This is a genomic window from Aeromonas allosaccharophila (assembly GCF_016026615.1).
Taxonomy (GTDB): domain Bacteria; phylum Pseudomonadota; class Gammaproteobacteria; order Enterobacterales; family Aeromonadaceae; genus Aeromonas; species Aeromonas allosaccharophila.
The window spans coordinates 3,259,678-3,281,207 of the sequence record NZ_CP065745.1; the positions used below are offsets into that span (position 1 = coordinate 3,259,678).

17 protein-coding genes are annotated in these 21,530 nt (G+C 62.4%); 8 read left to right on the plus strand and 9 right to left on the minus strand.

Annotated elements, in window-relative coordinates; translation table 11 throughout:
* The first annotated feature begins 109 nt into the window (after nt 1-109).
* Together gpmM and envC are read left to right on the plus strand one after the other, a co-directional pair.
* Nucleotides 110-1,639 (plus strand): 2,3-bisphosphoglycerate-independent phosphoglycerate mutase, encoded by a 1,530-nt coding sequence (gene gpmM / locus I6G90_RS14910; protein WP_111809377.1) that lies wholly within the window; start codon nt 110-112, stop codon nt 1,637-1,639.
* 9 nt (nt 1,640-1,648) lie between these two features.
* Nucleotides 1,649-2,998, plus strand: coding sequence for a murein hydrolase activator EnvC (gene envC, locus I6G90_RS14915; RefSeq protein ID WP_197928120.1), 1,350 nt, complete (start codon nt 1,649-1,651; stop codon nt 2,996-2,998).
* A gap of 134 nt (nt 2,999-3,132) precedes the next feature.
* On the opposite strand, the gene I6G90_RS14920 is transcribed toward envC, so the two are convergent.
* Nucleotides 3,133-3,783 (minus strand): Qnr family pentapeptide repeat protein, encoded by a 651-nt coding sequence (locus I6G90_RS14920; RefSeq protein WP_042656914.1) that lies wholly within the window; start codon nt 3,781-3,783, stop codon nt 3,133-3,135.
* Between the two features lie 89 nt (nt 3,784-3,872).
* Here I6G90_RS14920 and I6G90_RS14925 point away from each other — a divergent pair, with 89 nt between their 5' ends.
* Nucleotides 3,873-4,880: a substrate-binding domain-containing protein gene (locus I6G90_RS14925; protein WP_197928122.1), complete on the plus strand. Its 1,008-nt coding sequence runs from the start codon at nt 3,873-3,875 to the stop codon at nt 4,878-4,880.
* A gap of 85 nt (nt 4,881-4,965) precedes the next feature.
* On the opposite strand, the gene I6G90_RS14930 is transcribed toward I6G90_RS14925, so the two are convergent.
* The 3 genes from I6G90_RS14930 to I6G90_RS14940 are packed head-to-tail and all read right to left on the minus strand — an operon-like array spanning nt 4,966 to nt 7,933.
* Nucleotides 4,966-5,607: a bifunctional 4-hydroxy-2-oxoglutarate aldolase/2-dehydro-3-deoxy-phosphogluconate aldolase gene (locus tag I6G90_RS14930; protein WP_197928124.1), complete on the minus strand. Its 642-nt coding sequence runs from the start codon at nt 5,605-5,607 to the stop codon at nt 4,966-4,968.
* Nucleotides 5,608-5,630: 23 nt separating this feature from the next.
* Complete coding sequence (gene edd / locus I6G90_RS14935; RefSeq protein ID WP_197928126.1) at nt 5,631-7,427, minus strand: phosphogluconate dehydratase; 1,797 nt, start codon at nt 7,425-7,427, stop codon at nt 5,631-5,633.
* Nucleotides 7,424-7,933: a gluconokinase gene (locus I6G90_RS14940; RefSeq protein WP_042059201.1), complete on the minus strand. Its 510-nt coding sequence runs from the start codon at nt 7,931-7,933 to the stop codon at nt 7,424-7,426. Before I6G90_RS14940 ends, edd begins: the two co-directional genes overlap by 4 nt.
* A 244-nt stretch (nt 7,934-8,177) precedes the next feature.
* Between I6G90_RS14940 and gntU the strand changes: the two genes are divergently transcribed.
* The 4 genes from gntU (at nt 8,178) to I6G90_RS14960 (ending at nt 15,427) form a co-directional block, all read left to right on the plus strand.
* Nucleotides 8,178-9,518, plus strand: a complete 1,341-nt coding sequence (gene gntU, locus I6G90_RS14945; RefSeq protein WP_042656918.1) for a gluconate transporter — start codon at nt 8,178-8,180, stop codon at nt 9,516-9,518.
* 150 nt (nt 9,519-9,668) lie between these two features.
* The gene (gene pssA / locus I6G90_RS14950) at nt 9,669-11,018 is read left to right on the plus strand and encodes a CDP-diacylglycerol--serine O-phosphatidyltransferase (RefSeq protein WP_005342654.1); all 1,350 of its coding nucleotides are present in this window, start codon (nt 9,669-9,671) and stop codon (nt 11,016-11,018) included.
* A gap of 190 nt (nt 11,019-11,208) precedes the next feature.
* Nucleotides 11,209-13,278: an ATP-dependent DNA helicase RecG gene (gene recG / locus I6G90_RS14955; protein ID WP_197928128.1), complete on the plus strand. Its 2,070-nt coding sequence runs from the start codon at nt 11,209-11,211 to the stop codon at nt 13,276-13,278.
* Between the two features lie 31 nt (nt 13,279-13,309).
* Nucleotides 13,310-15,427, plus strand: a complete 2,118-nt coding sequence (locus I6G90_RS14960) for an AsmA family protein (protein WP_197928130.1) — start codon at nt 13,310-13,312, stop codon at nt 15,425-15,427.
* A 54-nt stretch (nt 15,428-15,481) separates the two neighbouring features.
* Here the strand turns inward: I6G90_RS14960 and I6G90_RS14965 are convergent, their stop codons facing one another.
* A complete protein-coding gene (locus tag I6G90_RS14965) occupies nt 15,482-16,390 on the minus strand; it encodes a bifunctional GNAT family N-acetyltransferase/hotdog fold thioesterase (RefSeq protein ID WP_111809369.1) in 909 nt (302 codons plus the stop codon).
* Nucleotides 16,391-16,441: 51 nt separating this feature from the next.
* On the opposite strand from I6G90_RS14965, the gene I6G90_RS14970 reads away from it, so the two are divergent.
* Nucleotides 16,442-17,122, plus strand: a complete 681-nt coding sequence (locus I6G90_RS14970; RefSeq protein ID WP_197931208.1) for a spermidine synthase — start codon at nt 16,442-16,444, stop codon at nt 17,120-17,122.
* On the opposite strand, the gene dtd is transcribed toward I6G90_RS14970, so the two are convergent.
* The 4 genes from dtd to I6G90_RS14990 form a co-directional block, all read right to left on the minus strand.
* The gene (dtd, locus tag I6G90_RS14975; protein WP_033138812.1) at nt 17,111-17,548 is read right to left on the minus strand and encodes a D-aminoacyl-tRNA deacylase; all 438 of its coding nucleotides are present in this window, start codon (nt 17,546-17,548) and stop codon (nt 17,111-17,113) included. The two genes, I6G90_RS14970 and dtd, sit on opposite strands and share 12 nt — an antisense overlap.
* 86 nt (nt 17,549-17,634) lie before the next feature.
* Nucleotides 17,635-18,507: a virulence factor BrkB family protein gene (locus I6G90_RS14980; protein ID WP_197928131.1), complete on the minus strand. Its 873-nt coding sequence runs from the start codon at nt 18,505-18,507 to the stop codon at nt 17,635-17,637.
* A gap of 176 nt (nt 18,508-18,683) precedes the next feature.
* The gene (locus tag I6G90_RS14985) at nt 18,684-19,925 is read right to left on the minus strand and encodes a malic enzyme-like NAD(P)-binding protein (RefSeq protein ID WP_197928133.1); all 1,242 of its coding nucleotides are present in this window, start codon (nt 19,923-19,925) and stop codon (nt 18,684-18,686) included.
* Between the two features lie 270 nt (nt 19,926-20,195).
* On the minus strand, nt 20,196-21,422 hold the full coding sequence (locus I6G90_RS14990; protein ID WP_197928135.1) for an aromatic amino acid transporter: 1,227 nt from the start codon (nt 21,420-21,422) through the stop codon (nt 20,196-20,198).
* Between the last annotated feature and the right edge of the window lie 108 nt (nt 21,423-21,530).

The window sequence follows — 21,530 nt, forward strand, 5'->3', positions numbered from 1 at the left end:
GGGGCAGCGGGAGCGCCCCTTGGCTATCAGGTGACTATTTCGGCAGATGTAGTAATATTACGCTAGTTTCATTTCCCGCATTTTTTCCAATCCGAGAGGACATAGTCTTATGTCAACAGCTAAGAAACCTTTGGTTCTGGTCATCATGGACGGTTGGGGCTACAGCACCAAGCAAGAGCACAATGCCGTCGCTGCCGCCAAGACTCCCAACCTCGATCGTCTGGCCCGTGACTACACCAGCACCCTGATCTCCGGCTCCGGTCTGGACGTCGGTCTGCCGGATGGCCAGATGGGCAACTCCGAAGTGGGTCACGTCAACATCGGTGCCGGTCGCATCGTCTATCAGGAGCTGACCCGCATCTCCAAAGACATCAAGGATGGCGACTTCTTCCAGAACGTCGAGCTGGCCAAGGCTGTTGACGCTGCCGTCACCAACGGCAAAGCCGTTCACATCATGGGCCTGATGTCCCCGGGTGGCGTACACAGCCACGAAGAGCACATCATGGGCATGATCGAGATGGCCGCCAAGCGTGGCGCCGAGAAGATCTACCTGCACGCCTTCCTGGATGGCCGTGACGTTCCGCCGCGCTCCGCCCAGTCCTCCATCGAGCTGTTCGACGCCCTGTTCGCCAAGCTGGGCAAGGGTCGTTTCGCCTCCATGATCGGCCGTTACTTCGCGATGGACCGTGACAACCGCTGGGATCGCGTGCAGCAAGCCTATGACCTGATGACTCAGGGCAAGGGCGAGTTCACCGCCGAGAGCGCCACCGAAGCACTGGCTGCCGCCTATGCCCGCGACGAGAACGACGAGTTCGTCAAAGCGACCCGCATCGGCGAAGCTGCACCGATGGAAGATGGCGATGCGCTGATTTTCATGAACTTCCGTGCCGACCGTGCCCGTGAAATCACCCGCGCCTTCGTTGACGCCGACTTCACCGGTTTCGCCCGTGCCGCCACCCCGGCGCTGAACTTCGTGATGCTGACCGAATACGCGGCCGACATCAAAACCGCCTGTGCCTATCCGCCGACTGCGCTGGTCAACACCCTGGGTGAGTGGCTGGCCAAGCAGGGCAAGACCCAGCTGCGCATCTCCGAAACCGAGAAGTACGCTCACGTCACCTTCTTCTTCAACGGTGGCGAAGAGTCCTGCTTCGCTGGCGAAGATCGCGAAATCGTGGCCAGCCCGAAAGTGGCGACCTATGACCTGCAGCCGGAAATGAGTTCCGAAGAGCTGACCGACAAGCTGGTTGCGGCCATCAAGAGCGGCAAGTACGACGTCATCATCTGTAACTACCCGAATGGCGACATGGTTGGCCACACCGGTGTGTTCGATGCCGCCGTCAAAGCCTGTGAAGCCGTTGACCACTGCGTGGGTCGCGTCACCGAGGCGCTGGCCGAAGTGGGTGGCGAGTGTCTGATCACTGCCGACCACGGCAACGCCGAGAAGATGCTGGACGAAGAGACTGGTCAGGCCCACACCGCCCACACCAATCTGCCGGTTCCGCTCATCTATTTCGGTCGCAAAGCCGAGGTTGCTGAAGGTGGCAAACTGTCCGATCTGGCCCCCACCATGCTGACCCTGATGGGTCTGCCGGTGCCGCCGGAAATGACTGGCAAGCCCCTGATGATTCTGAAATAATCCTTCCCCATGCGGGGATGCAAAGTTATTTCACAGAAAACCAGTCGCGTCGGCCTGTTGGCCGGCGCGCTGTTTTTTTGCCTGTCGTTTGGCGCCCCCCCGGCCGTTGCCGCCAATCAGCAGCTGGGCACCATGCAGTCCCAGATCAAAGAGCAACAGAAGACCATCAAGCTCAGCAAGCAGGAGCTTGCCAAGCTCAATACCCAGCTCAAGGCTGACGAGCAGGCCATCTCGGCCGCCGCCGCCAAACTCAACCAGACCAGGCAGCAGTTGAAGCAGAACCAGCAGACGCTGGCGACCCTGCAAAAAGACAAGCTGGCGCTGGAAGTTCAAGCCAAACATCAGAAGCAGTTGCTGGCCAAGCAGGCGGAAAGCGCCTTTCAGGCGGGCAACCACGACTACCTCAAACTGCTGCTCAATCAGCAGGATCCGGCCAAACTGAGCCGATCCCTCGACTACTACGACTACCTGAACAAGGCTCGCATCGAGGCCATCGACGCCCTGCGCGCCACCCGCGACAAGCTGGCGAAAAACCAGCAGGCTACCAAAGAGACCGAAACCAGATTGCAGACCCTGCTGAGCGAACAGCAGGAGCATCATCAGACCCTGCTGGCCAGCCAGCAGAGCCGGGCCAAGGTGCGCAACCAGTTGCAGCAGTCGGTGCAGGATGACGAGCAGAAGCTCACCAAGCTGGTCAAGGCGGAGAAAGCGCTGAAAGCCCGGCTGGAAGAGCTGCGTCGCAAGCGCGAAGAGCAGGAGCGCCGTGAACGGGCCGAGCGGGAACGGCTGGCCAAGCTGAAAGCGGAGCAGGAGCGTCAGCGCAAGCTGGCCGAACAGCGCCGCGCCGAGCAGCAACGACTCGCCGCCCAGCAGAACAAAACCGTCAAACCGACGGAACCGGTTGAAGAGGTAGCCAGCACCAAGCCGGAGCGTGGCTCGGGCATTGGCACTGCCGGTCACTACAGCGGCCTCAAGACCAATGGCAGCCTGCGCTGGCCGGTACAGGGGCCGATCCTCATCTCCTACGGTTCGCCACGCACCGCCCAGCTCAAGTGGAAAGGCACCCTGATCGGCGCCAGCGAAGGGACCCAGGTCAAGGCGGTCGCACCGGGGCAAGTGGTCTATGCCGACTGGCTCGACGGTTTCGGCATGCTGCTGGTAATCGATCATGGTAAGGGCTACATGAGCCTCTACGGTCACAATCAGTCGCTGCTGCGTCAGGTTGGCCAGAATGTGGAACAGGGTGAACCGGTGGCACTGGTCGGTGACAGTGGCGGTCAGGACAGACCGGGCCTCTACTTCGAAATTCGCTATCAGGGCGAGGCGATCAACCCGACCAAATGGCTGGCCAAGGGCTGAGTTAACCCGGCCGACAAGCGCGTCACACGCTCACTAGCAAAAAGCCTGCATCACGCAGGCTTTTGTCATTTCAGGATCGCTGCCATCCACTGTCGGTCCCATTTGATGAAAAATTACCTAATTTTCCGCCCGGCTCAGGGAAACACAACCAGACCGATCTGCTCCAGCAACGTCTGTTGCTGATCCTCGTTGATCTGCACCCCTTGCAGATCGACCCGGCGCAAATCCAGCCCCGGCAGGTCGCACTGGCGCAGATCGCAGCCCTGCAGCTTGAAGCTGGTCCAGTCGATCTGGCCAAACTCGGAGCCGCTAAGATCGGATCCCGCCAGCGAGGCACCGAACAGGTTGGCCCCCTGCCAGCGGTTTTCAGTCAGCTCGCACTTTTCCAGCAGACACCCCTCGAAGCTGGCGTAACTGAAGTTGTTGCCGGTCAGATGGGCATCGCAGAAGTAGCTTTTGGCGGTGATCTGGTTGGCGAAGCTGGCGTGGCCGAAGTTGATGCCGACCGCCTGACAGTCGCGCATCTCCAGCCCCAGACACTGACTGCGGCTGCAATCGGCCATGGTGAGATCGCAGCGCAGGAAGCTCGCCTCGCGCAGGTCGCAACCCTGCAACAGGCAGCCCCGCTCGCTCTCCCGATCGTAGAAGCTGCAGTCGATGAAGCGGCTATCGCCCAGATCCAGCCAGGAGAAGTTGCAACCGATAAAGCGGCACTCCGAGAACTGCTCCCCCTCCACATCCTGTTGCTCGAACCGGACATCCACGAACTGCTTGCCTCTGATCATCGGAAAACTCCTGCAAAAACGGCTTCATATGCTGACTTTATTCGCCAAAAACGGTAATGTTACATGTAACATCCACCCTGGACACCCCTATGAGCCCCACCCGCAAGCGCCGCCCCACCCTGCAAGATATCGCCGACCAGACCGGCGTGACCAAGATGACTGTCAGCCGCTATCTGCGCGACCCGCAGACCGTGGCGGAGGGGACCCGTGAGCGGATCGCGGCGGCGGTGGAAGAGCTGGGTTATATCCCCAACCGGGCGCCGGATATTCTCTCCAACGCGACCAGCAAGGCGATCGGCATTCTGATCCCCTCCCTCTCCAACCAGGTCTTCTCGGCGGTGATCCACGGCATCGAGTCGGTGACCCGACCGGCCGGTTACCAGACCCTGCTGGCCCACTACGGCTACAGTCCGGAGCGGGAGGAAGAGCAGGTCGCATCTCTGCTCTCCTACCATGTGGATGGCCTCATCCTCTCCGACAGCCAGCATACCGAGCGCACCCGCAAGATGATCGCCACCGCCGGCATTCCGGTGGTGGAGACCATGGATCTGTCTGATACCCCCATCGACATGGTGGTCGGCATGGATCATAGCGCCGCCGCCCGGGCCATGGTAACAGAGATGCTGCGCCGGGGCCGACGCAAGGTGGTCTATCTGGGGGCGCGGCTCGACGTGCGTACCCAGCTGCGGATGGAGGGTTACTATCAGGCGATGACCGATTTCGGCCTCACCGGCCAGCATCTGCTGACCGAGCAATCCTCCAGCTTCACTCTGGGGGGCGAGTTGCTGGATCAGGCGCTGGTGCGCTATCCCGACCTCGACGGCCTGTTCTGCACCAACGATGACCTGGCGGTGGGCGCCCTGCTGCAGTGTCAGGCCAAGTGGATTCCGGTGCCCCAGCAGATCGCCATCGCCGGTTGCAACGCCCTCGACATCGGCCACGCCATGACCCCCAAGCTGGCCAGTATCGCCACCCCGCGGGAAGCGATCGGCCGGGAGGCAGCCACCATGCTGCTGGCGCGCCTTAATGGCCACTCCTTGCCAGAGACCCGCAAGGATATCGGCTTCTCCCTCTATATCGGGGAGAGTCTGGGGTAATCCCCTCCCTCTCCATCTGAAGTCACGCCGATAACAAACAGGCCACCCGAGGGTGGCCTGTCTGGTTTTTCTGCACAACTGACGCTTAGCGTTTAACCATTTCAACCGCTTCGCGGGAGAGGCGGGTTACCTCTTCCCAGTTGCCGCTCTTGACCGCATCGGCCGGCAGCATCCAGGAGCCGCCGACGGTGGCGACGCACTTGAGCGCCAGGTAGTCGGCCACGTTTTTCGGGCCGATACCACCGGTAGGGCAGAACTTCACCTGGGGCAGCGGCGCGGCAATGGCAGAGAGCGCCTTGGTGCCGCCGTTCGCTTCGGCCGGGAAGAACTTCAGGTGGTCATAGCCCGCTTCCAGCGCCTGCATCACTTCGGACGGGGTCGCCACACCCGGGATCAGCGGCGCCGTGCTGTTGGCCGCATGGGCCAGCAGGGCCGGCGTCATCCCCGGGGAGATGACAAAGCGGGCACCGGCGGCGACGGCAGCGTCAAACTGCTCGCAGTTGAGCACAGTCCCGGCACCGACCATGGCATCCGGCATCGCCTTGGCGATGAGGGCGATGGCGTCGAGCGCCACCGGGGTGCGCAGGGTAATTTCGAAGACGGAGATGCCGCCGTCGAGCAGCGCCTTGGCCATTGGCAGGGCCTGATCCAGCTCGTTGATAACCATCACGGGTACCAGCGGAGAGGCCGCAAACACCTCGGCCGGGGTCACTTTCCAGTTCTGCATAGCTCTTCCTTAGTCAAAGGCTCTTAGTCAAAAATAGTGGCGCCACACTCGGCGCTCGATACGGCGCGACGCATCACGCTGAACAGTTCACGGCCCCACCCCTCTTGTTCCGGAGTGAGGTCAATCTCGGCCTGGGTGCGGCCACTCAAATCGGTCAGGCAGTCGAGGCTGCCGTTTACCGCGTCAACCCGCAGCAGATCGCCATCAGCAAGCAGGCCAATGGCCCCGCCGTGCAGCGCTTCCGGGGTAACGTGGATGGCGGCCGGGATCTTGCCGGAGGCACCGGAGAGACGGCCATCGGTGACCAGCGCCACCTTGTAACCCGCCTTCTGCAGGTTGCCGAGCACCGGCATCAGCTTGTGCAGCTCCGGCATGCCGTTGGCGGCCGGGCCATTGTGGCGTACCACGATCACGGCGTCCTGATTGAGATCGCCCGCCTTGTAGGCCGCTTCCACCGCATGCTGGGAGGAGAAGACCCGCGCCGGGGCTTCAATCACCCGATATTCGGGGGCGACGGCAGAGACCTTGACCACGGCGCGGCCCAGATTGCCCGCCAGCAGCTTGGTGCCACCGGTCGCATTGAATACGCTACCCGTGGGAGAGAGCACGCTCGCATCGCTGCTTTCACCGACCGGCTGCCATACCAGCTGGCCATCGACCAGCGCCGGACGGCTGAGGTAATCCTGCATCTCGCCAAAGACCGGAGTAGCATCCATGTGGATCAGCCCCTCTTGCGCCAGACGGCGCATCAGGCCGGGCACGCCGCCTGCCTGTTCGAAGGCGTTCACGTCGGCCGGGCCGTTCGGGTACATGCGAACCAAGAGCGGCACCACGTCGGAGAGAGCGCTGATGTCATCCCAGGTCAGTACCAGACCGGCCGCGCGGGCCAGCGCCACCATGTGGATGCTGTGGTTGGTGCTGCCGCCGGAGGCGAGCAGGGCCACCAGACCGTTGACCAGCGAACGCTCGTCCAGCACCTCGCTCAGCGGGCGATAGGCCGGGGAGCCCGGGATCATGGCGCTGATACGGCGGGCCGCTTCGGCGGTCAGGGCGCGGCGCAGTTCGCTATGGGGATGCACAAAGGCAGAGCCCGGCAGCATCAGGCCCATGGCCTCGAACACCAGCTGATTGGTGTTGGCGGTGCCATAGAAGGTGCAGGTGCCCGCCGCGTGGTAGGCGCCACACTCCATCTCCAGCAGGGCGTCGCGGCCCACTTCACCGGCGGCGTACTTCTGACGCACCTTCACCTTCTCGTCGTTGCTGATACCGCTCGCCATCGGGCCAGCAGGAACAAATGCAGTCGGCAGGTGAGCGTGTGAGAGGGCCCCCATGATCTGGCCAGGGGCGATCTTGTCGCAGATGCCGAGCAGCAAAGTCGCATCGAAGGTGTTGTGAGAGAGTGACAGCGCGGTCGCCTGGGCGATCAGGTCGCGGGAGAACAGGGACATGTCCATCCCCGGCTGCCCCTGAGTCACGCCGTCGCACATGGCGGGCACACCGCCAGCAACCTGGGCGCTGTGGCCCAGCTCGGCCAGCACGGCCTTGATCTGATCCGGATAGCCCTGATAGGGCTGATGGGCGCTCAGCATGTCGTTGTAGGCGGTGACGATGCCGACGTTGGCGCGGGTCATGTCGAGGATGCGACCCTTCTCGTCACTGCTGCAGGCCGCCACGGCGTGGGCCAGGTTGCCGCAGGCCAGCGCGGCGCGGGTCTTGCCCTGCTCTGCCTGACGCTGGATACGGGCCAGAAATGCCTGACGACGGGCGACACTGCGTTCGCGGATCCGGGCGGTGACGTCGGAAATTACCTGATGAATCATTGGGCTTGCTCCAATGCTGTGACGGCGCGGTCAACCACCTGTTCGAAGGTGCCGTCTATATCAATGTGGAATACACCGGCTTCGCCATCCGGGCGCTCCAGGGTATCGAACTGACTTTGTACCATGCTTTCACGCATGAAATGGCCTTTGCGGGCACGCATCCGCTCGAGGATCAGCGGCTGACTGCCGTCGAGGAAGAGGAAGCTGACCGACTCGTTGCCTTCGCGGATCTGGTCGCGGTACTTCTTTTTGAGGGCGGAGCAGACAATGATGCCGGTCTCGTTCTTCTGCTCGAGACTGTAGGCGGCGTCGCGGATCCGCTCCAGCCAGGGGGCACGATCCTCATCGTTGAGGGGGTTGCCGCCAGCCATCTTCTGGATGTTGGCCTTGGGGTGCAGGTCATCACCATCGATGAACTTGGCGCCCAGCGCTTCGGCCACTTTCAGACCCACGCTGGATTTGCCGCTACCACACACACCCATCACGATAATGCACTTACCCGCCATAATTTGACCTCTGTCCCACTTTTCAAAAAACCAGCTGTTGATGGGTTCTAATCTAACACGTTACCGGTAACATGTTACCGGTAACGATTGAAAATGTGAAGTCTGCCACAGACTGAGCAAACCCATAGTCACCTGGGCATATGATGTTGAGCCCTTGCCATAAATCTAAATAAATCATAAAGATATGGTTTGCCGACGGATCGGCAAGGTGTCACTCTGAACTTGGAAAAAGGAACGCATAACAATGTCTGACCTCTCCCTGATCATGACGGCCGCTGGCTCGATTGTGCTGCTGCTCTTCCTGGTGATGAAGGCCCGGCTCCACGCCGTGGTTGCCCTGATCCTGGTCTCCATGGTGGCGGGTCTCGCCGCTGGCATGAACCCGGCCGATATCGCCGCCACCATCCAGAAAGGGATGGGTGGCACCCTCGGTTTCGTCGCTGTGGTGGTGGCGCTGGGCGCCATGTTCGGCAAGGTGATGGAAGTGACCGGCGCCCTCGACCGGGTAGCCCACACCCTGCTCGGCAAGTTCGGCGTCAAGCGCGCCAACTGGGCGATGGCCCTGACCGGCTTTGTCTGCGCCCTGCCGCTGTTCTTTGACGTGGCCGTGGTGCTGCTGATCGGCGTCGCCTTCGCCATCGTCCGTCGTGGCGGCGGCAGCGTGGTGAAGATCGGTATCGCTCTGCTGGCGGGTATCGCCACTTGCCAAGCCTTCCTTATTCCGGCGCCGGGCCCGATCCTGGTGGCATCCCAGCTGGGTGCCGACTTCGGCTACATGATCCTGTTCGGCCTGATCGCCGCCGTACCGGCGCTGATCCTGGCGGGCCCGCTGTTCGGTGACTTCATCAGCAAAATCGTCGATGTGCCGCTGCCTGCCGATGCCCAGAACAGCGTCCACGATGACAGCAAATCCCTGCCCTCCTTCGGGCTGGCCATGGGCCTCATCGGCCTGCCGCTGCTGCTGATCGGCCTCAAGACCATCGTCGGCCGCTTCGTCGAGGCGGGCTCCACCCTGCACAACTGGCTGGAGTTCATCGGTCACCCCTTCACCGCCATCATGGTCGCCTGTCTGGCCGCCTTCTATTTGCTGGGTATTCGCCGCGGCATGTCCCGTGACGAGGTGATGAGCGTCTGCAACAGCGCCATCCAGCCCGCCGGTGTCATCATCCTGGTGACCGGTGCCGGTGGCGTGTTCAAGCAGGTGCTGGTTGATTCCGGTGTGGGCGCCGCCCTTGGCAACATGCTGGCCGACTCCGGTCTGCCCATCGTCGCACTGGCCTTCATTCTGGCCGCTGCGGTACGGGTGATTCAGGGTTCTGCCACCGTCGCCATGCTGACCGCCTGCGGTCTGGTGCTGCCGATGCTGGAACCGCTCGGCCTCAACGGCGCCCAGCTGGCCGCCGTCACCATCGCCATCGGTGGCGGTGCCATCGTGCTCTCCCACGTCAACGACTCCGGTTTCTGGCTGGCCAACCGCTACCTCGGTCTCTCCGAGAAGCAGACCCTGCAGACCTGGACCGTGATGGAAACCATCATCGGCACCACCGGCGGCGTGATGGCGATGATCATCTACAGCTTCCTCTGACAAGGGCGAAATGCTGACAAAAAGGCCTCACTCGTGAGGCCTTTTTCATCTTTCTGATGATTCTTTCTTTGGCTGAGAGGGCGAGATTGCTAGAATCGCCTATTCATCGCTCCGAGTGGAACGCTTAACCCCGTGATTTCAGGTTTATCTATGCATTCATCGGCCCATTATCGACAACTGCTGGCGCGCCTGCCCCAGATCGCCGTCGCGGCGGATCAGTTTGAAGTGCTCTACAGCGCGCAGGATTTCAAACGCCGCATTCTGGCGCTTATCGCCAGTGCCACCCGGCGCATCTATCTGGTTGCGCTCTATCTGCAGGATGACGAGGCGGGACGGGAGATCCTCTCCGCCCTCTACGCCGCCAAGCAGCGCAATCCGGCCCTCGACATCAAGCTGTTCGTCGACTTCCACCGGGCCCAGCGCGGCCTGATCGGCAAGGGCAAGCAGGGCGGCAACCACCTGATGTATCAGGCCATGGCTGCCGAACACGAGCACCAGATCGAAATCTATGGCGTGCCGGTCAAAGGGCGCGAGCTGCTCGGCGTGCTGCACCTCAAGGGCTTCATCTTTGATGATGTGGTGCTCTACTCCGGCGCCAGCCTCAACGACATCTACCTGCACCAGCAGGATCGCTACCGCTTCGATCGCTATCACCAGATCACCAGCCCGGAGCTGGCCCGCAGCATGGTCAACTATGTGGATGACCTGTTCGTGAAGAGCGATGCAGTGCAGCGACTGGATCACAGCGACATCCCCAGCGCCAAACAGCTGAAGGGGCCGATCCGCCGCTTCAAGCAGAACCTGCGCCAGAGCCAGTACCGCTTCAGCACCATGCCGGTCAACACCCAGGAGGTGGCGGTCACCCCCATGGTGGGTCTGGGCAAGCGCAACAACCAGCTCAACCTGATGATCCGCAATCTGGTGCGCGCCACCGAGCGGGAGATCTTCATCTGCACCCCTTACTTCAACCCGCCCAAGGAGTTGAGCAAGGATATCGAGGATCTGCTGCAGCGCGGTTGCAAAGTCACCATCGTAGTGGGCGACAAGACCGCCAACGACTTCTTCATTCCGCCGGAAGAGAAGTTCTCCACCATCGGTGGCCTGCCCTACCTCTACGAGACCAATCTGCGCAAGTTTGCCGAGCGCAACCAGCGTCACATCGACGACGGTCGCCTCAACCTGATGCTCTGGTGTTGCGAGCGCAACTCCTACCATCTCAAGGGGATCTTCGTGGATGACGAGTGGGCGCTGCTCACCGGCAACAACCTCAACCCGCGCGCCTGGGCGCTGGATCTGGAGAACGGCCTGCTGGTGCACGATCGTCGCCACCTGCTGCGTCCCCAGTTCAATGCGGAGCGGGAGAACATCCTGACTAACACCAAGCGGATCAGCCACTTCGATCAGGTGGAGCAGATCCAGGACTACCCGGAACAGGTGCGCAAGCTGCTGGGACGGATCCATCGGGTCAAGGCTCACCTGCTGCTCAAACGCATCATCTGACCTTGGGCGCCATGCGCCCGCACCCCGCCCGTTGGCAGCCGCACAAAGGCCTCCCGTTTTCGGCAGGCCTTTGTTATATCCGTCGTTTCCCCCACGGTGGCGGCCCTGCCAACAGCAACTCGGCTTGCATCGGCCCCTCAACAACCCCTATCATCTGGACATATTTACAGTGTTTTCGGGCATCTAATTGATGAAATTGGATAAAATTCCTCTCGATAGCCTCAAGGGTGTCGGCAGCAAGATGCTGGAGAAACTCGAGCGGCTGGGGCTGGCCACGGTACAGGATCTGCTGTTCCACCTCCCCCTGCGCTACGAGGACCGCACCCAGGTGTGGCCCATCGGCGATCTGCCGCCCGGCCTGCATGGCGCCGTCGAGGGCGAAATCCAGGACACTCAGCTGGTGATGGGGCGCCGCCGCATGATGGTCTGTCGCATCAGCGATGGCACCGGCACCCTCACCCTGCGTTTCTTCAACTTCACCGCCGCCCAGAAAAACAGTCTGGCGGCGGGTCGCCTGATCCGCTGTTTTGGCGAGGTGCGCCCCGGCAAGTACGGGCTGGAGATGGCCCACCCCGAGTACAAGCTGCTCGGCGAAGAGCAAGCGGGCCAGACCGAAGAGGCGCTCACCCCCGTCTACCCGACTACCGAAGGGCTACGCCAGCTCACCCTGCGCAACCTCACCGATCAGGCGCTGGCCCAGCTCGACCTCTACGGCGTCGAGGAGCTGCTGCCCGCTGGGCTCTATCCCCATCAGATTGAACTGGCCGCAGCCCTGAAATTGCTGCACCGCCCGCCCCCCTCGGTGGCGCTGCCGCTGCTGGAAAGCGGTCAGCATCCGGCCCAGCAGCGACTGGTACTGGAAGAGCTGCTGGCCCACAACCTCTCGGTACTCAAGGTGCGCGCTCAGGCGCAAACCCAGCTGGCTCGCGTCCTCAAACCGGCGCCCGAGCTGGTTGAACAGCTGCTCGGCGCCCTGCCGTTCAAGCCCACCGGTGCCCAGAGTCGGGTGGTAGCGGAGATAGGTAAGGATCTGCAACAGAGCCACCCCATGATGCGGCTGGTGCAGGGGGATGTGGGCTCCGGCAAGACCCTGGTCGCGGCGCTGGCCGCCCTGCAAGCCATCGGCAACGGCTGTCAGGTGGGCTTGATGGCGCCGACCGAACTGCTGGCGGAACAGCACGCCATCAACTTCGCCAAGTGGCTGGAGCCGCTCGGCATCGGAGTCGGCTGGCTGGCGGGCAAACAGAAAGGCAAGGCGCGGGAAGAGGCGCTGGCCGCCATCGCCGACGGCAGCGTCAAGATGGTGGTGGGCACCCACGCCATCTTTCAGGAGCAGGTGGTGTTCCAGCGTCTGGCGCTGGTCATCATCGACGAACAGCACAGATTCGGGGTGCATCAACGCCTCGCCCTGCGCGAGAAAGGGGAGCGGGAAGGGGTGCATCCCCATCAGCTGATCATGACCGCCACCCCCATCCCCCGCACCCTGGCGATGACCGCCTATGCCGATCTCGATACCTCGGTCATCGACGAACTGCCGCCGGGCCGCACCCCCATCACCACGGTGGCGCTGCCCGACAGCCGTCGCGGCGATGTGATCGAGCGGGTCAAGCTCGCCTGCACCGAGGGCAAGCAGGCCTACTGGGTCTGCACCCTGATCGAGGAGTCGGAGGTACTGGAGTGCCAGGCCGCCGAGGATACCGCCGCCGAGCTGCAAAACCTGCTGCCCGGCCTGCATATCGGGCTGGTACACGGCCGGATGCGCCCGGTGGAGAAACAGCGGGTGATGGAGGAGTTCAAGGCAGGCATACTGCAACTGCTGGTCGCCACCACCGTCATCGAGGTGGGGGTGGATGTGCCCAACGCCAGCCTGATGATCATCGAGAACCCGGAGCGACTGGGGCTGGCGCAGTTGCACCAGCTGCGCGGGCGGGTTGGCCGGGGTGCGGTGGCCTCGCACTGCGTGCTGCTCTATCATGCCCCCTTGTCCAAGACGGCCCAGAGCCGGCTCGGGGTGCTGCGGGAGACCAACGATGGCTTCCTGATCGCCCAGCGCGACCTGGAACTGCGCGGCCCGGGGGAACTGCTCGGCACTCGCCAGACCGGTCTTGCCGACCTCAAGATCGCCGATCTGGTGCGAGATCAGCCGCTTATTCCGCAGGTGCAAAAAATGGCGCGCTTCCTGATGGATCGTCATCCAAGCCATGTCGACCCGCTGATCCGCCGCTGGCTCGGCCTGCGAGATCACTACTCAAACGCCTGACAACACACCCCAAAACAGGAGGAAAGCATCCATGAATTCCTGGCTACGCGGCCTGCTCTACACCTTCGCCTTCCTGCTGCTGTTTGTCTGGGTTGCCCTCGGCCTGTTCGACGCCGAGCGCGCCAAAGGCCCCATCGCCAACTGGATCAGCCAGCAGACCGGGGTGCCGGTCACCATAGGGCGGCTGGTATTCAACCCGCTGCACCCCTACACCCTGCTGGCGGAGCAGGTGCGCTACGGCGATGCGGTCTCCCTCGACAAGATTTATCTGGAGATCGAGAGCATCGACTGGCTGAGCCGCGACGTGCGCATCGCCCACCTCGATCTGATCCGCCCCGCCATCAAGCTGCCGCTGCCCAACCAGTTGCCGAGCCTGCCGGTGCATTCCCTCACCATCAGCGACAGCACCATCGACCGCCTCAGTCTGGAGAGCAGCGAGCTGACCCTGCGCGGTCTCAACGCCACCCTGAGCGACTGGGAGCTGATCGACCCGAAACGGCAGCCACAGGCCAACCTGAGCCTCAATATCGGCCAACTGGAGACCCCGCAATTCACCTTCGCCCGCCTCAACCTGCAAGGACGGCTGGAGGGGGAAGTGCTGCGCACCGACAAGCTGGTGACCAACCTGTTTGACGGCCTGCTGGAGACCGGCATGGTGCTGGACTGGCCCGCCCGCACCCTGCAACTGCACAACCTCAAGGCGCGCGGCATGCGGGTCGAGCTGGGTGATCTGACGCAGCAAGGCTTCCCGCAACGCTTCCCGCTGCAAAGCGTGTCGCTGGATCGCGGCCAGCTGGACGGCGTGAGCCTCAACGACATCAATCAGGAGCTCTCCTTCAACAACTTCAGTGGCCAGCTCACTGCCTTCAACTGGCAGGCTGGCAGCCAGCCCACCGGCTATCTGAGCGGCACCCTTGGCGACATGGGCCGTGGCCTGTTCCAGCTGGAGGAGATCAAGGGCAAGCTCGCCTTCTCCTCCCAGCAGATCGATGCAGAGCTGCAGGGCAAGGCCTACGAGGGGGTATTCACTCTGGATCTGGCCCTCGATTCCCAGCAGCAAAAGCTGACCCTCAAGGATATGACGCTGAGCGGCATGGATATCAGCCTGCCGCAGGGATGGTGGCAGGATTGGCAGAGCTGGCGCCCGCAGCAGGTGGATATCCGCAAGCTGGCGTTCGACAAGCTCAAGGTGCTCTCCTTCGACGATACCCTGCCCCTGTCGCTGACCGGCTGGCAGCTCTATCTGAGCGATCTCGCCCTGCGCGATAATCAGCCCGGCCCGCTGCTCGGCCGTGCCCGCATCGAGAGCAAGTGGTTCGAGCTGGTGTGGGATGGCCTCAGCGCCCGTAACGGCGAGCTGGATGGGGAGCTGACCCCCAGCTCGTGGCAGCTGGGCAAACTCACCAGCTCGCTGCCGGATGAGGGCACCCTCAGCCTGAGTGGCCAGTGGGGCCGCGAACCGGGCCAGAGCAGCCGCCTGCAACTGCAGGCGACCAAGCTGGATCTGGTGCAGTGGGGCAAGATACTTCACTCCCCGGTCTCCTTCGCTGGCAAGGCGGACGTGAGTGCCGACCTGCAAGCCGAACACGGCAAGGCGGCGGGCGAGTGGCGCCAGACCCTGCAGGGCAGCTTTGCCCTCGATGCCGACGAGCCGTTCTGGGACAAGGTGAAGATAGATCCGCTGCTCGATGAGTGGTTCAAGGGGGCGACCCCGCCCGTCCTGACGCCAGATCAGCTGTGGCAGGCGATGCAGGAGGGTGACACCCCCTTCTACCGCATCAAGCTGCAGGGCAAGATCGACAAGGGGCAACTGCAGATCGAGCAGGCTGGCGCCTCCACCATCACCCATCTGCTGGCGCTGCAAGGGGGGATCGATCTGGTCAACGAGCAGTGGCAGCTGGATCTGGGGGTGCTCAACGGCAACCGCTGTGCCGAGCTGCTCGGCCAGTGGCGCGGACCGCTGACGGCCCCCACGCTGGCATGGAGCTTCCCGCAGAAGCAGGACGCCTGCGGCTGGGAGGTAGGAGTACGCTATCCGCCACAAGGCAACAGTGCCCCGCTCTGGCGACCTGCTCCCGCGCCGAAAGCTCAAACCCAAGCCCAAGTGCAGACCCAAGCCGGGCAGACAAGCGACAGCCAGCAAGGGTAAAAACAGACAAGGCCTAATGATGAGGCCTTGTTGTTTGATGGGGAAACGGCGCGGTTACTGGCCCGGACGGCGGGGCGGCTGCACCACGTAGTGACCGCAGAACTCCGCCGCCAGCTTGCCGCCGCTGAACAACTGGATATTGAGACTGAAGGTGGCAGGCTCGCCCCGTTTGAGCGGCTGCAGCACGGCGGGCATCCCCTCGCGGGCCACCCGCGCCTCCGGCTCCTCATCGACCGGGCCATGATATTTGATGGTGCTCTCGGCCAGCACCGGCTCGCCCACCAGCCCCTCCTCTTTAAGTTGCAGCCAGATCAGCCCCCAGCCCGCCAGCACGCACTGGCTGTAGACACTGCCGGCAAACATGCTGCCATGCACGTTGAAGTTGGCAGCCAGATTGGCCTTGAGATGGAAGGTCTGGCCGTCGTAGTGGCTGATGTGCATCCCCATCTTCTCGCTGATGGGCACCCCGCGCGACCAGCGGGTGGTGAGATCCTGACACCACTCTGGCCGATACTGGATGGTCTGTAACGGGCTCAGGGATTTGATCATCTGGCGATGGGGAATGCGACCAAAGGAGACGGGGCCGCCCCCCACTTCGAGGAAGCCGCACTTGCGATAGAACTCCACCGCCTCCTGACGGGCATTCATCACCAGCCGTTTTACCTTCTCGCTGCGGGCCAGCTGCTCGAGATCTTCCACCATTTGGGCACCCAGCCCCTGCCCGCGATATTCCGGACGCAGCGCCATAAAGCGGATCTGCGCCTCGTCACCACCGATAAAGAGTCGGCCCACCGCGATGGGAGTGCCGTCAGGTGCCAGCATCAGCCGGTGAATGGCAACGGTGTCGTATTCGTCCCTCTCGGAACCGACCGGCAGATTGAAGGGCTTACGCAGAAGTTCCCAGCGCAACTGGTAGTAGGCATCCAGCTCGGCGGCTGTCTGAGGGGTGACTACCCGGTACATAGTTTCATCCTTGAGTTACACTGGTCGGAAACCATCTTGCCGTGCAAATTCATGGACTTCAATCTGCAAGCGTACCAAGCCGATCACTTGTTGCACCTCAGCGTCAAACCCCAGCGCCGCCTCACGGTACAGGAAAATAGCCACCATCGCTGGCTGGAGATAGACGGCGTGGTGCAATCCGCCATGTCGCTCGCCGACCCCGCCGCCCTCTGTTTGCCCCATCAGCGGGTCATCGCCTGCCTGCTGCCGGAACAGGCCAGGCAGATACTCGAACTGGGGCTGGGTGGCGGCGATCTCACCCGCCATCTGAGCCAGCGCTGGCCCGATGCCCGCCACGAGTGCGTCGACCTCGACGAAGAGGTGCTGACCGTTTATCAGCAGTTTTTCCAGCATCAGGAGCACGATGAGCAAACCGCTCCCGCACTCCATCAGGCCGATGCTCTCGCCTTTCTGGAACAGAGCGAGCTGCAGTACGACCTCATCCTGCTCGATCTCTTCAGTCAGGATGGCAACCCGCTGCTGCTGTTTCAGGAGCGGCTCTACCGGGCGCTGGCTCCCCGCCTGACCGGCACCCTGGTGATTAACCTGCTGCCGCGCACCGAACTTGAGCTAACCCACGCCCTGACACTGATCGAGCAGTGGATTGGCCCGGCCACCCCCTATCCAGTCGCGGGGCTTATCAACGTGATCGTCCACGTCATACCGCGGGATCTGGCAGCCTCAGACCTGTAGCCAGAAGGTAACCGGGCCGTCATTGACCAGCGCCACCTTCATATCTGCAGCGAAGCGGCCGGTTGCGGTCGGGATGCCGCTGGCGGCGGCCTTGGCCACGAAGTAGTCATAGAGGCGCTCGGCCTCGCTCGGGTGGGCACCGCAGGAGAAGCTGGGGCGCATCCCGCTCTTGGTATCGGCCGCCAGAGTGAACTGGGAGACCACCAGCAGGCTGCCGCCGATCTGGCTGACATTGAGGTTCATCTTGCCGTTCTCGTCACTGAACACCCGATAGCCGCTCACTTTGTGCAGCAGCTTGTCGGCCTTGGCTTCGTCATCCCCCTGCTCCACCCCGAGCAGCACCAGCAGCCCCTGACCGATGGCGCCGGTCACTTCGCCCTCGACGGTCACGCTGGCCTCGCTGACCCGCTGAATCAATGCAATCACATCCCTCTCCTCTCAAAACAGAACGACCGCCCCCTCACAGGGGCGGTCGTCGATGCTACCAATAAACCGGTGACCAAGGCGATGGCTTAACCCAGCTCTTCGCTGGCCGGTTTCTCGTATTCGCCGAGACAAGCCGTGGTTTCTGCCCCCAGCAGCACCACCAGCCAGCTGAGGTAAACCCAGACAAACAGGATCGGGATGGTCGCCAACGCGCCATAGATGGCCTGATAGGAGGGGAAGTTGGTGATGTAGATGGCAAAGCCGCGCTTGGCCAGCTCGAACAGGGTGGCCGCCACCAGCGCGCCGATAAAGGCGTGGATCAGCCGTACCTTGCAGTTGGGCACCACGGTATAGACCAGCAGGAAGGTGAGCACCGAGAAGAGGAACGGCAAACCGCGCAGCAGCAGATAACCGATGCCGAACAGGCTCTCGGCGCCAAACAGCCGCAACGAGAAGATGTAGGAGGAGATGGCGATGCTGGCCCCGATAAGCACAGGCCCCAGGGTCAGGATCATCCAGTACATGGCGAATGCCTGCGCCAGCGGGCGGCTCTGGGTCGAGCGCCAGATGTAGTTGAGGTTCTTGTCGATGGCGGAGATCAGCATCAGGGCCACCACCACCAGCGCCCCGATCCCCACCGCCGTAGTGTTGGTCGCGTTGGCGACGAAGCCGTCGATGTACTCCTTGAGCATGTCGCCAGCGGTCGGCACGAAGTTGTGGTAGACGAACTGCTCCATCTCCTGCTTGAGGTTCTGGAACACCGGAAAGGCGGACATCATGCCAAACACCACGGCGATCATCGGCACCAGCGAGAGCAGGGTGACATAGGCCAGATAACCGGCGGTGACCGTCAATCTGTCCTGCTGGAAACGGCCCCAGACAAACTGGGCGAAGTGGCGACCATCATGGCGCACAAAGGAGAGGGCGTGGGCCAAACGGCCGCTGATTTGCTGCTGCATCTTGATTCTCGTAAGCGTCGTCATGCAGACATTGTGTCAGAGGGGAGCGCTGTTTGACCACCTCTGTACCGGGATTGCCGCCATGTCCGCCCATTTTCCGTACAGGCTGCGCCTTGGGCCGTCACGGAATGCCGCAACAAAAACGGCCCCGATATGGGGCCGTATGCAACGCCGGATTACAGCATGTAGTCCGCGGGCAGCTCGGTGCGAGCAACGCCGGAGGCGACCGCCGCCAGCGCCACGGCGCGGGCGACCCGTGGCAGCAGACGGGCATCCATCGGCTTGGGAATGACATAATCCTTGCCGAAGGTGAGCTCGCTCACCCCGGCGGCGGTCAGCACCTCAGCCGGAACCGGCTCCTTCACCAGACCGCGGATCGCCTCGACCGCGGCGATCTTCATGGCATCGTTGATGCGGCTGGCGCGGGCATCAAGCGCACCGCGGAAGATGAAGGGGAAGCAGAGCACGTTATTGATCTGGTTCGGGTAGTCGGAGCGGCCGGTGCCCATGATGAGGTCACTGCGCACCCCGTGGGCCAGCGCCGGTTTGATCTCCGGGTCCGGGTTGGAGCAGGCGAAAATCACCGGGTTCGGCGCCATCAGGGCGACCGCTTCGGCGGACAACACATCGGGGCCTGAAACACCGACAAACACATCCGCCCCTTCGATGACATCCATCAGGGTGCGCAGCGGGGTGTCGTTGGCGAAACGCTGCTTGTACTTGTTGAGATCGCTGCGGCCGGAGTGGATGACCCCCTGACGATCCAGCATGAAGATGTTGTGCGGCTTGGCACCGCACTTGATCAGCAACTCCATGCAGGCAGTAGCAGCAGCCCCCGCCCCCATGCAGACGATGCGGCTGTCGCTGATAAGCTTGCCCTGCACTTCCAGCGCGTTGAGCAGACCGGCGGCGGTGACGATGGCGGTACCGTGCTGGTCATCGTGGAACACCGGAATGTCGCAGCGCGCGATCAGCGCCTCTTCAATCTCGAAGCACTCCGGCGCCTTGATATCTTCCAGATTGATGCCACCGAAGGTATCGGCGATGGCCGCCACCGTGTCGATGAACTGCTGGCTGGTCTCGTGCTTCACCTCGATGTCGATGGCGTCGATACCGGCGAAGCGCTTGAACAACAAGGCTTTGCCTTCCATCACCGGCTTGGAGGCCAACGGCCCCAAATTGCCCAGCCCCAGAATGGCGGTGCCGTTGGAGATGACGGCCACCAGATTGCCCTTGCCGGTATAGCGGTAGGCATCGGCCGGGTTGGCGGCGATCTCGCGCACCGGCTCGGCAACACCCGGGCTGTAGGCCAGCGCCAGATCATGGGCGGTTTCGGCGGGTTTGGTCAGGGTGATGGCAATTTTGCCCGGTACGGGCTGGGCGTGGTAATCGAGTGCTTCTTGACGCAGATCGGACATGGGGGACCCCGATGTGGTTGGTGCAAATGAGGTGCCGACAGGGGGCACGCAGAAGGGCGGGGATCATAAAAGAAAGCAGGGGGCATGCCCAGCAGATCATGCTGCTGCCGGCCAGATCAGACCAGTTATTTCAGTACCTTACCCCACCCACATCTACCACTTTAGTTATAGATGCTGCTATGTGGGGCAAAAAGTTGGGCAAGAAATGGGACAAAAAAAGGGCGACAAGTTGGCCTTGTCGCCCTTTTCTGTCAGTGCTGTAGAGCGTACTCAGTTGCCCAGATAGACCGGCAACTGACCCGCCATCGACAGGAAGTGGAACAGCGCGGTCGCCAATCCGAACAGGATCAGCAGCCAGGCCATCAGCTTGCCGCCGGGGGTGACGAAGTGGGGTGTCACCTCGCCCCGCTCGGCCCGCGCCCGGGTGCGCAACACCAGCAGTGCCGGGATGATGCAGGTCCAGATGGTGGCGGCGGCACCGGCATAGCCGATGGCCAGCAGGAAGCCGAACGGGAAGAGCAGGGAGAGCACTAGCGGCGGCAGGAAGGTGACCGCCCAGGTCTTGCAGCGACCGGCGCGGCTGTTGTCGAACTTGAACAGATCAGCCAGATAGTCGAACACCCCGAGCCCCACCCCGATAAAGGAGGAGAGGATGGCCGCCATGGAGAAACCGTTGATGGCGCTGGCCACCTTCTCCGACTCGATGACACCTGAGAGGGCGGAGAGCAGCACGCTCACGTCTCCCCCCTTGGCAATCACGGGGGCAAAATCCTGACGGGGCAGGTTACCGAAGATCCCCAGCAGCCAGAGCACGTAGAGCGCCAACGCGATCAGGGTTCCCCCCAGAATGGCCCATCGGGCCTGCTGCTCGTTCTGGTAGTAGGCGCGCAGGGAGGCGACCGAGTGGTGATAACCGAACGAGGTGAGCGCCACCGGCAGCATCGCCATGGCATAGGGGGCGTAGCGGTTTTCGCTGCCCGCCAGATCAAGCAGGGTCGGCAGCTTGATATTGCCGAGCAGACCGGCCACACCGAGGGCGAAGCTGAGGATCATGAAGGCGATCAGCACCACAGAGATGCGGTCAACGGCGCGGGTCGAGTGCCACACCACCAGCGAGAAGATCGCCACGAACAACACGGAGGCGAGCTTGCTGTCGATCCCCAGTATCCCCTGCAAAATGGCACCGGAGGAGGTGATATAGGCGTAGAGCAGAATGCCGCCAACAAAGTAGACCGAGAGGTTGTTGAGGAGATTGAGCTTCTCCCCCAGCAGCTCGCGGGTCACGGTATTGAAGGAGACCCGCATGTCGTGGTGCTGGAAAGATTCCAGCAGCATCCAGCCGGAGAGGGTCATCATCACCATAGTGACGGTCAGCGCCAACACCGACCAGAGGGTCCAGGCCCCCGCCCCCGAACTCGGCAGACCGAGCATGCCGGCTCCCACGCAGACGCTGGCGATGATGCAGGCGCCCCCCAAAATTGACGGTTTTTTCTTCATAATCCCTTCTTTATTAATTAGTCACACACCTGAACTGCATAAATAGCAGGGCATGATGCCAGTCTTTGCGACAAGACGCACACCCATATCGGGCGAAAAACGAAGATT

Bases quoted from the DNA above. Each gene is read 5' to 3' on its own strand.
- edd (WP_197928126.1), bottom strand. From the start codon at position 7,427: ATGATTCATCAGGTAATTTCCGACGTCACCGCCCGGATCCGCGAACGC.
- gpmM (WP_111809377.1), top strand. From the start codon at position 110: ATGTCAACAGCTAAGAAACCTTTGGTTCTGGTCATCATGGACGGTTGG.
- I6G90_RS14940 (WP_042059201.1), bottom strand. From the start codon at position 7,933: ATGGCGGGTAAGTGCATTATCGTGATGGGTGTGTGTGGTAGCGGCAAA.
- I6G90_RS14965 (WP_111809369.1), bottom strand. From the start codon at position 16,390: ATGTACCGGGTAGTCACCCCTCAGACAGCCGCCGAGCTGGATGCCTAC.
- pssA (WP_005342654.1), top strand. From the start codon at position 9,669: ATGCATTCATCGGCCCATTATCGACAACTGCTGGCGCGCCTGCCCCAG.
- gntU (WP_042656918.1), top strand. From the start codon at position 8,178: ATGTCTGACCTCTCCCTGATCATGACGGCCGCTGGCTCGATTGTGCTG.
- I6G90_RS14970 (WP_197931208.1), top strand. From the start codon at position 16,442: ATGGACTTCAATCTGCAAGCGTACCAAGCCGATCACTTGTTGCACCTC.
- I6G90_RS14930 (WP_197928124.1), bottom strand. From the start codon at position 5,607: ATGCAGAACTGGAAAGTGACCCCGGCCGAGGTGTTTGCGGCCTCTCCG.
- I6G90_RS14920 (WP_042656914.1), bottom strand. From the start codon at position 3,783: ATGATCAGAGGCAAGCAGTTCGTGGATGTCCGGTTCGAGCAACAGGAT.
- I6G90_RS14925 (WP_197928122.1), top strand. From the start codon at position 3,873: ATGAGCCCCACCCGCAAGCGCCGCCCCACCCTGCAAGATATCGCCGAC.
- I6G90_RS14980 (WP_197928131.1), bottom strand. From the start codon at position 18,507: ATGCAGCAGCAAATCAGCGGCCGTTTGGCCCACGCCCTCTCCTTTGTG.
- I6G90_RS14960 (WP_197928130.1), top strand. From the start codon at position 13,310: ATGAATTCCTGGCTACGCGGCCTGCTCTACACCTTCGCCTTCCTGCTG.
- envC (WP_197928120.1), top strand. From the start codon at position 1,649: ATGCGGGGATGCAAAGTTATTTCACAGAAAACCAGTCGCGTCGGCCTG.
- I6G90_RS14990 (WP_197928135.1), bottom strand. From the start codon at position 21,422: ATGAAGAAAAAACCGTCAATTTTGGGGGGCGCCTGCATCATCGCCAGC.
- recG (WP_197928128.1), top strand. From the start codon at position 11,209: ATGAAATTGGATAAAATTCCTCTCGATAGCCTCAAGGGTGTCGGCAGC.
- I6G90_RS14985 (WP_197928133.1), bottom strand. From the start codon at position 19,925: ATGTCCGATCTGCGTCAAGAAGCACTCGATTACCACGCCCAGCCCGTA.